At 75.0% G+C, this 8,475-nt stretch carries 6 protein-coding genes; 4 read left to right on the top strand and 2 right to left on the bottom strand.

The features are described 5' to 3' along the window. Positions 1-200: 200 nt before the first annotated feature. Positions 201-944 carry a hypothetical protein gene (locus SSBG_RS34775; RefSeq protein WP_234010547.1) on the top strand — a complete coding sequence of 248 codons (744 nt, stop codon included), beginning with the start codon at positions 201-203 and terminating at the stop codon, positions 942-944. Then, positions 842-1,795, top strand: coding sequence for a PstS family phosphate ABC transporter substrate-binding protein (locus SSBG_RS34770; RefSeq protein ID WP_234010546.1), 954 nt, complete (start codon positions 842-844; stop codon positions 1,793-1,795). The genes SSBG_RS34775 and SSBG_RS34770 overlap by 103 nt, the downstream gene beginning before the upstream one ends. Positions 1,796-1,823: 28 nt before the next feature. On the opposite strand, the gene SSBG_RS15565 is transcribed toward SSBG_RS34770, so the two are convergent. Next, positions 1,824-2,396, bottom strand: coding sequence for a GNAT family N-acetyltransferase (locus SSBG_RS15565; RefSeq protein WP_037869861.1), 573 nt, complete (start codon positions 2,394-2,396; stop codon positions 1,824-1,826). 35 nt (positions 2,397-2,431) lie between these two features. Between SSBG_RS15565 and SSBG_RS15560 the strand changes: the two genes are divergently transcribed. Further along, the gene (locus SSBG_RS15560) at positions 2,432-2,836 is read left to right on the top strand and encodes a polyketide cyclase (protein ID WP_008747055.1); all 405 of its coding nucleotides are present in this window, start codon (positions 2,432-2,434) and stop codon (positions 2,834-2,836) included. A gap of 199 nt (positions 2,837-3,035) precedes the next feature. On the opposite strand, the gene SSBG_RS15555 is transcribed toward SSBG_RS15560, so the two are convergent. Next, positions 3,036-4,319 carry an adenylosuccinate synthase gene (locus SSBG_RS15555; protein WP_008747054.1) on the bottom strand — a complete coding sequence of 428 codons (1,284 nt, stop codon included), beginning with the start codon at positions 4,317-4,319 and terminating at the stop codon, positions 3,036-3,038. Between the two features lie 3,722 nt (positions 4,320-8,041). Between SSBG_RS15555 and SSBG_RS15545 the strand changes: the two genes are divergently transcribed. After that, positions 8,042-8,467: a hypothetical protein gene (locus tag SSBG_RS15545; protein ID WP_234010752.1), complete on the top strand. Its 426-nt coding sequence runs from the start codon at positions 8,042-8,044 to the stop codon at positions 8,465-8,467. Positions 8,468-8,475: the final 8 nt, after the last annotated feature.

Here is an 8,475-nt window from a genome sequence, read left to right as displayed (position 1 = left end):
CCCCCCGCTCCGCACCCCGGCACCCCCGCCCCCACAACCGGAACTGAACGTTCTCCCTCACCGGCGAACAGGCGGGGAACAGTGGCCGAGACTCGGTTCCCGCGCCCCCTCCCCCGCCCCGCGCCGCTTACGTTGTACGCCCCGAGGCGCCGGGGACGGGGGGACCGGCGCCCGGGGCCGGCCTCCGGGGGGAGCGTGCTGTGGACTGGTTCAGCGCGGAGAACGTCGTCGCGATCGGTACGGCCGTGCTCGGCGTCGCGGCCTCGATCGTCCTGCTCTGGTACGAGCGCCGGGTCCCGCGCCGGCGCCACCTCGGCTACCGCGTACAGGTGGACATGCCGGTACGGGCCAGGGCGGACGCCCGCACGGCGGGCCGCGTCACGCCGGGCGGCCTCGGCCTGCTGGACGGGCTCGGCGAGGACGGGCCCGACGGGGAGGGCCGCGTCCCGCACGGCCGTGTGCTCAGCCTCGTCCTCCTCCGCGTCGAGAACGACGGCGCCGAGTTCCTCGACAGCTCCCACTACACCGGGCACGAACTCCACGGCCTGACAGCCGAGTTCACCGGCAGGCGGGTGCGCGGTCTCGACGTCACCCAGCGGCCCGGCTCCGATCACCTCGCCACCCACTTCACACCCGGGGCCGGACTCGCCTGGGGCGAGGGCACCTTGAAGATCCCGCGCGTGCCGCTGGGCCGGGGTGAGTACTACAAACTGCTCGTCCTGCTCGACGGCGGCGCGCCCGGCGACCCCGTCACGGTGCGCGGCGGCCTCCTCGAAGGCCGCGTCACGCCGAACCGCGCGCTGGGCCCGGACGACACTCCCCCGCTCCTGTCCCGCTGGGCGTGGGTGATCATCAGCGCGCTCACCGCCTTCGTCTGCGTCCTCACGACCCTCATCCTGCTACCCGGCCGCGGCTCCCGCTCGGCTGCGCGACGGGCCGCCTGACGCTCACCGGTTCGACGGCCTTCGCCCCGGCGGTACGGGACGCGGCACGCGCCTACGAGAAGGAGTGCCCCGGGGCCGGGGTGGAGGTGGCCGCAGCCGGGAGCGGCGAGGGCATCGAGACGCTGACCGAACGGGGCCTCGCGGCGAAGGGCCGCTTCCCCTCGGTGATCGCCTTCTCGGACGGCCCGGCGACCGGCGCGGCACCGCGGCTGAGCCGCCGCCCCGTCGCGCTCACGGCGTTCACGGTCGTCGTGAACGCGAAGCTCGGGCGCCGCGACCTGAGCCGGGACGACATCCGCGCGATCTTCCGCGGCGACGTCACCGGCTGGAAGCAGCTCAAGGGCTGGAAGCCCGGCACGAAGCCGCCCGGCCTGCCCATCACCGTCGTCTCACGGACCTCGGGCTCCGGCACCCGCGCCACCTTCGAGCACACGCTGCTCGGCGAGGGCGAACCCCAGGTGACCGCCCCCGACTGCCGCACCCGTACCAACCCCCGCGTCCCGCTCCTGCGCTGCGAACTCCCCTCCACGGAGGCGTTGTTGCGCAGGGTCGCGGACACTCCCGGCGCGATCGGCTACGCGGAGCGCCGTGCGGACACGCTCCCGCGCGAGGTCCGCGCGCTGACGATCGGAGGGACGGCCCCGACGGCCCGTACGTTCGGCTACCCCTTCACGGCGGTCGAGTACGCGTACACCTACGGCACCCCGCCGGAGACCTCCCCGGCGGCCGGCTTCCTCGGCTACCTGACGACGGGACCGGGCGCGAACGCGATCCTCCGCCAGCGCCAACTGCCCTGTGCCGCACCGGAGACGGCAGGACGCTGCGGGGTGGTGGAGGGGAAGACCGGGTGAGCGCGGGAACGGAAGGGCGCGGGGCTCCTCAGGCGGTCCCGCCGCCGAGGGGCCTGACCAGGAAGACCGTCGGGTCCGCCCGCTCGTGCGTGGTGCCGTCCTCGTCCACGTACGTCCAGCGGTCCAGGTAGCGGAGCGCGGGGCGGTAGCCGAGGCGGGCGTAGAGGCGGGCCGCGCGTGGGTTGCCCGTGTCGTCGACGCCCAGGCCGAGGCGCGGCGCGCCCCGGCGGGCGGCGAGCGCCTCGGCGTGGTGGATCAGTGCCGTACCGATGCCCCGGCCGCGCAGTTCGGCCCGCACGTCGAGCCCGTTCAGCTCCGGGCACTCCCCGACCGCTTCGCGCACCTCCGGCGCCGCGCAACCTCCCCACCGGATCTCGCCGTTGCCCACCGGCACGCCGTCCGCCCAGGCCACGAGGTACGTACTGCCGCCCGCGCGCTGCCGCGCGAAGCGGCGCGCGTGGAAGGAGGTGGCCACGCCCGAGGGCAGGTGCGCGTCGAGCGGCGCGACATCCTCCGCACGGCACGCGGCGATCCGCACCCCGGCGCCCCCGCCGCCCCCGTCCCCCGCGCTCCCGTCGCGCCACGCGTCCGAAACGTTCAAGACCCCGCCCCCGCACTCCCGTTACCGTCAGCGCCATGGCACACAGCGCCGCCCGCCACCTGGGCATCCACATCGACCGTACCCGCGACGACGTCTACGCCTACGCCTCGGGCCCCGCGAACCTGCCCGCCTGGGCACTCGGCCTTGGCGGCTCCATCGAGCGCGACGGGGACGCGTGGGTCGCCCCGGACGCCCCCATGGGCCGCGTCACGGTCGCCTTCGTCCCGCCGAACGACCTCGGCGTCCTCGACCACGACGTCACCCTGCCGGACGGCGAGGTCGTCAACAACCCGGTCCGCGTCATCACGGACGGCGCCGGGAGCCTCCTCGTCTTCACCCTCCGCCGCCCGGCCGACGCGACGGACGAGGAGTTCGCGCGCGACGCGGAGATGGTCACGGCGGACCTGACCCGCCTCAAGGAGCTGCTGGAACTGGCGTGAGCCCGGCTCCCGGCGGGAGCGTGCGGCGCGTGCGCCCGGGGAGGGCGGAACGGGAGCCGGAACGGGGCGGCGGAACGGGGCGTCGGAACGAAAAGGACCCCCTCCGCGTGGTGCGCGCGTGCTCGCCCACCACGGGGAAGGGGTCCCCGGGCGCCCGGCTCGCACCGGGCGCCGCCCCGGCTCGCACCGGCGCCGCGTCCTACAGGAACGAGTTGATCTCGATCGTCTCGTCGCGGCCCGGACCGACCCCGATCGCCGAGATCGGGGCGCCGGACATGTCCTCCAGCGCCTTCACGTACGCCTGCGCGTTCTTCGGCAGCTCGGCGAAGGACTTCGCCTTCGTGATGTCCTCGCTCCAGCCCGGCAGGTACTCGTAGACCGGCTTCGCGTGGTGGAAGTCGGTCTGGTTGTACGGGACCTCCTCGACGCGCTTGCCGTCGATGTCGTACGCCACGCAGACCGGGACGCGCTCCCAGCCGGTGAGCACGTCGAGCTTCGTGAGGAAGAAGTCCGTGAGGCCGTTGACACGGGTCGCGTAACGGGCGATCGGCGCGTCGAACCAGCCGCAGCGCCGGTCGCGGCCCGTCGTCACACCGCGCTCGCCGCCGATGCGCCGCAGCGCCTCGCCGTCCTCGTCGAACAGCTCGGTCGGGAACGGGCCCGCGCCGACACGCGTCGTGTACGCCTTGAGGATGCCGATGACACGGCTGATCTTCGTCGGGCCGACCCCGGAACCGGTGCAGGCGCCGCCCGCGGTCGGGTTCGAGGAGGTCACGAAGGGGTACGTACCGTGATCGACGTCCAGGAGCGTGCCCTGGCCGCCCTCCATGAGCACGACCTTGTCCTCTTCCAGCGCCTTGTTGAGCACGAGCGAGGTGTCCGTGACGTACGGACGCAGCTTCTCCGCGTACTCCAGCAGCTCCGCGACGATCCGCTCGGCGTCGATCGCGCGGCGGTTGTAGAGCTTGACGAGCATCTGGTTCTTTATGTCGAGGGCCGCCTCGACCTTCTGGAGCAGGATCGACTCGTCGTACAGGTCCTGGACGCGGATACCGGTGCGGTTGATCTTGTCCGCGTACGTCGGGCCGATGCCGCGCCCGGTCGTACCGATCTTCCGCTTGCCGAGGAAGCGCTCCGAGACCTTGTCCATCGTCACGTTGTACGGCGCGATGAGGTGGGCGTTTCCGCTGATCAGAAGCTTCGACGTGTCGACGCCGCGCTCGTTCAGCCCGCTCAGCTCGGAGAGCAGGACCGCCGGGTCCACGACGACACCGTTGCCGATGACCGGCACGCAGTTGGGCGACAGAATGCCGGAGGGGAGCAGGTGGAGCGCGTATTTCTGGTCGCCGACGACGACCGTGTGGCCGGCGTTGTTGCCGCCCTGGTAGCGCACCACGTAGTCGACCGAGCCGCCGAGCAGGTCGGTCGCTTTCCCCTTGCCCTCGTCACCCCACTGAGCACCGAGCAGCACAAGTGCGGGCACAGGCGTACACCCCTTCCGGGTGGGGCATGTCCATGGTCGGGGCGTACGTGGTTACGGCGTACACCGTCTTCCGGTACGTGCCGCGACGCGTCGTGCGCGGGCAGGTACCGGCGGCCTTCCTCGGCCGCGAGCCGTCGGACCGGTGCCCCGGAATAGACGAAGCCCCTGGCGCAATAGCGCAAGGGGCTCTTGCACAAAGATGCTACCCGACGACCCGAGGAAGGACAGCGGTGTCGGCTCCAGAGCCCTCGGCGTACCCAGCCCCCTCCCTGCTGCTCGTGATCGACCCCACGGCCCGCCGCGCGGACGGCGAGTCCGTCCGCATCGCCCGCGACGTCCTGGCCGCGGGGGCCGAAGTGAAGATCTGCCTCCCCGAAACCCCCGAGGAGTACGCCGACGCGGTACGCCGCGCGGGCCGCCGCCGCGTGATCGTCGTCGGCGACGACACGGCCCTGGTCAGAGCGGTGGGGACGCTGTTCCGGGGGCGGATGCTGGGGGCGGGGGACGCGGGGGATGTGGGGGACGCGGGGGACGCGGGGGATGTGGGGGACGCGGGGGACGCGGGGGGCGGGGCTGGGAGTGGGGGCGAGGGTCGTGTGGGGGGTGCGGGCCGTGCCTGGAGTGCGGATGAGGCCGGGGGTGTGGGCCGTGCGTGGGGCGCGGACGGTGCTGGGGACGGGGACGGCGCCGGGGGCGGCGTCCGGGGGGCGGACCGGGCGGCGGGCGTGGGCGGCGGCGAGGGCGCGGGCGGTGGTGAGGGTGCGGGCCGTGCCTGGGGTGCGGATCGGGCCACGGGCGCGGGCGAGGCCGGGATCGCGGGCGGCAGCGACGGCGCCGGCCGTGCCCGGGGCGCGGACGAGGCCGGGGATGCGGACGAGGGCGTAGACCGTGCCAAAAGTGCGGGCCGTGCAGGGGTTCCGGGAAGCGCCAAGGGTGCGGACGGAGCCGGAGGCGCGATCGGTGCCGAGGGCGCAGAGCGGGCCAGGAGTGCGGACCGTGCCAGCAGTGCGGGCGGCGACGACGGTGCGGATCGTGCTGAGGGAGCGGGGCGCGCCAGGGGTGTGGACGAGGCCGGGGGTGCGGACGGGGCCCAGGGTGCGGACGGCACTCGGGGCGGGGACCGGGCCACGGGCCCGAGCGAGGCCGGGATCGCGGGCGGCAGCGACGGCGCCGGCCGTGCCCGGGGCGCGGACGAGGCCGGGGATGCGGACGAGGGCGTAGACCGTGCCAAAAGTGCGGGCCGTGCAGGGGTTCCGGGAAGCGCCAAGGGTGCGGACGGAGCCGGAGACGTGATCAGTGCCGAGGGCGCAGACCGGGCCAGGACTGCGGACGGCGGCAAGGGGGGAGACCGCGCCGGGGCTGCGGGCAGTACCTGGATCACGGACGAGGCCCGGGATGCCGACGGCGCCGGCCAGGCGGGGCGCGGTTCGGGCGGCGGCTCACGCGTGGAGGATGCGGAGGACACCGGGGCCTGGGGGGCGTCGACGCGCGGAGGACTGGCAGGCGGATGGACGGACGGCGGAGGGGCGGACCACGGGCTGACGGACGGCGGACGAGCGGACGGCGGACGGGTGGCGCGCGCCGGGAGCGGGGGTTCGCCGGGGGGTGGACCGGAAACGGACGGCCGGGACGGACCGGGCTCTGGGCTTCCGCGAGCACGGGCGGGAGCGGAGAAGCCGGAGGCGGAGGGGCCGGAGGCGGAGGGGCCGGGGCCGGACGGACCAACCGGTGAGAGGGGCGGACACCCGAGCCCCCAAGCGCGTGACGTTCAGGGTGGCGCCCGGGTCGGAGGCGCAGCTGGCAGCGGCTCCACGCACGGCCGCCCCCTGACCGGGAACAACCCGGGGGACGCCACCGGGGCGCCCCGGCCGGAGACGGACAGGTCGCGGACTGCGGACGGGCGCACGGAGCGAGGCGCGGAGGACGGCCGACGCACGAGGGATGGCCAGCGCACGGGCGGGGACTCACGGATGACGGGCGGGCCGCGCGCGGGGCACGGCTCACCGTCAGCGGACAGGCGGCGCACGGAGTACGGGTCGCGGACGGCAGACAGGCAACCCACGGAGCACGGCTCACCGGTTACGGACGGACGCCCCACGCAGAACAGCTCACCGACAGCGGACGACTCGCGGACGAAGGACGGGCCGCGCACGGAGCACGGCTCACCGTCAGCGGACGGCTCGCGAGCGAAGGATGAGCCGCGCTCGCAGAACGGCTCGCCCACGGCGGACGAGCGGCGCACGCAGGACGGGCAGATGGATGGTGGGCCGAGGGACGGATTCTCCGGTGATGACCGCCCTTCGGGGAGCGCGCGACGGGGTCACCCCGAAGCGGACGGCCCTCGCAAGCACGTTCCCGGGGGCCGGGGCCCGGGGGTGCACGGCGCACGGAGCAACCGCGTCCGCAACGGCGACAGCCCGGCCGCGTACTCGGAGACAAATGCCCCTGGGGCACCCCGCCCGGAGGCACAGGGCTCGCGCACGGGCGACGCGGAAGCACACGGCTCCGGGGCGAACGTCCCGGGTGGGCCAGGTCCGTGGGGCGGCACGAGGTCCCGGGGGCCCCAGGGCCGACGCGACGGAACCGAGGAGACGCGAGGCAGGGCGGGGCGGCGGACGGGAGGCTCGCCGAGCGAAGAGCCCTGCCGACGGGTCGTCGGGTGGGTACCGGTACTGGCCGGGGACGGAGCGGGCGTCGCGCTCGCCCGGGCACTGGGTGTGCCCGTCGATCCGGTCGCGGCGGCGCGCGCCGTACTGGAGGGGCGACCCGTCGCGCGTGACCTTCTCGTCGACGACAGCGACGGTGTCGTACTCGGAGCCCTCGAACTGCCGGTCCCCGCCGCGCGCGGCCGGGGCGGCGCGCTCCGCCGACGTGGCGTCCGCGCCACGGACGTGACAGAGCCCGAGGCACAGACCACGCCCGGCACCGGACGATCCCCCGGAAAGGGCGCGACCCCTGCGCGCCACCGAGCACCCGGCACGGGAGCGCCAGGAGAGGAATCGACGCGTCGCGGAACGAGCGACGCGGGAACAGCGCGCACGGAAACGGCCCTGGGAAGGTCCGCTCGCCGGAGGACGGGCGGCGCGGAAGCGTCATGGGAGGCAGCGTCCCGAACGGAGCCGGGCGGCGCGCAAACAGGGCGCGGCAGGACGGGAGGCCGCGAGGAAGCGATCGCTGCGGCGGCAGATCGCGACGAAGCGGACGGCGCGGAAGAAACCCGCGCGGAAGCCGGCGGCACAGCAGCACCCCGCAAAGAAGCAGGCGGCACAGCAGCGACCCGCGCGGATTCAAGCGGTACAGCAGCGGTCCACAACGCAGCGAGCGCCGCGGCAGCACCCCGCAACGAACTGGGCGGCATGACAGGACCCCACGACGAACCGAGCTCCGCACCACCGGCCCGCGACGAACAGAGCGGCACGGGCCCAACCCATGACGAAGCGGGTTGGACAGCAGCAGCCCGCGACGAAGCGAGCACCACGCCAGCACCACGCCACGAACCGAGCGGCACAGGCGCAACCCGTGACGAAGCGGGCGCCACGCCAGCACCGCGCCACGAACCGAGCGCCGCAACACCGACCCGCTACGAACCGCGCGGCGCAGCAGCGGCCCGCGAGGAAGCGGGCGGCGCCCGGGGTGCTCGTGAGGAGGCGGGGCGGCCGGGGACGGATGGCGCCGGAGGCGCGCGCGGGGGAGCTGCCCGAAACGGCGCGGCCCGGGCGGGGATGGCGAATCGGTGGCCGGGCGGGGCGCGCGGCTGGTGGCAGCGGATACGCGGAGGACTGCGCGGGGAGCCGGGACAGGCGCCCGGTGGCGGCGTACGGGCCGGGCTGCGGATCGAGGCGGACGGGGAACTCCTCGCCGACCTCACCACCCCCCTGCGCTCCCTCACCGTCACGCCCTCTCCCACCCGCGCCCCGCTCGGCCCGGTCGGCGCACCGTCCACGGCACCGCGCCCCGACACCTCCGGCTATGCCGGGGTGCGCCTCGTGCCCGCCGCCCGCACGGCCGATCCCGTGCTCGCCCGCGCCCGTACCGTCACCGTCTCCGGCCCCGACTTCCACTACCTCGTCGACGGCGCCCCCGTCGGCCCCGTCCGCAGCCGCACCTGGACGGTACGGCGGGGGATCTGGAGCATCGTGGTGACCTGACCCCCGAG

It is taken from the genome of Streptomyces sp. SPB074 (assembly GCF_000154905.1).
Lineage (GTDB): Bacteria > Actinomycetota > Actinomycetes > Streptomycetales > Streptomycetaceae > Streptomyces.
The sequence above is the reverse complement of the archived record's forward strand: the minus strand, read 5'-3'. Positions and strand labels throughout refer to the sequence as shown.